1 pseudogene is annotated in these 767 nt (G+C 31.8%); it reads left to right on the top strand.

What is annotated here, in order from left to right:
• Window positions 1-46: 46 nt before the first annotated feature.
• Window positions 47-767: pseudogene (locus tag DMC01_RS12670) on the top strand (hypothetical protein); the annotation flags it as partial.

Raw genomic sequence — 767 nt, 5'->3', positions numbered from 1 at the left:
TCAAAAGATTGCTAATAATAAAAACTCTTTTGTTGAGGGAAGCTATGTGGAGAGCATTCAAAAGACTCATACTCAAAACATAGCCCTTGCTAAGATGGTGAATGTAGGAGGAGAGTATCTTGCCAATGTAGCCTTAAGCAAGGATACTCAAATAGGGCTTAGTAATACCCTAGACGGAAAAAGAGTGGATAAAAATTGTAAGTTCATAGAAAATTCACAAAGCCTTTTAAATCAAGCTTATCATACTAATAAGCTTATAAGCTTAAACGAAACTAGCTTAGCAAGGCTTACACAAAAAGCATTGAAGGCATTAAACAGTGAGGACAGCTTAAATTCACAAGAAGACTCACGAACACTCAATAGCTATGATAAGCTAATAATAAATTCACAAGAAGGCTTAGAATTCAAAGAAACACAAGAAGCAATGAAACAAGAAGGTTTAAAATTCAAGGATAGCTTAATAAATTCACAAGAAGGCTCACAAGCATTAAATAAAGATGAGTTTTTAAATTCACAAGAAGGCTTAAAGGCATTAAATAAAGATGAGAACTTAATTATAAATTCACAAAAAAGCTCACAAACATTAAACAGCGATGAAAGCTTAAATTCACAAAGAAATTCACAGACACTCAACATTGATGAGAACTTAATTATAAATTCACAAGAAGGCTTAAAATTCACACAAACACAAGAAGCAATGAAACAAAAAAGCTTAAAATTCAAAGAAGCACAAGAAAGAATGAGGTATGAATTCTTTAATCATCTCT

The organism is Campylobacter troglodytis (genome assembly GCF_006864425.1).
GTDB lineage: Bacteria > Campylobacterota > Campylobacteria > Campylobacterales > Campylobacteraceae > Campylobacter_D > Campylobacter_D troglodytis.
Note: the sequence above shows the minus strand (reverse complement) of the source record. Positions and strands in the feature narration are given on the sequence as shown.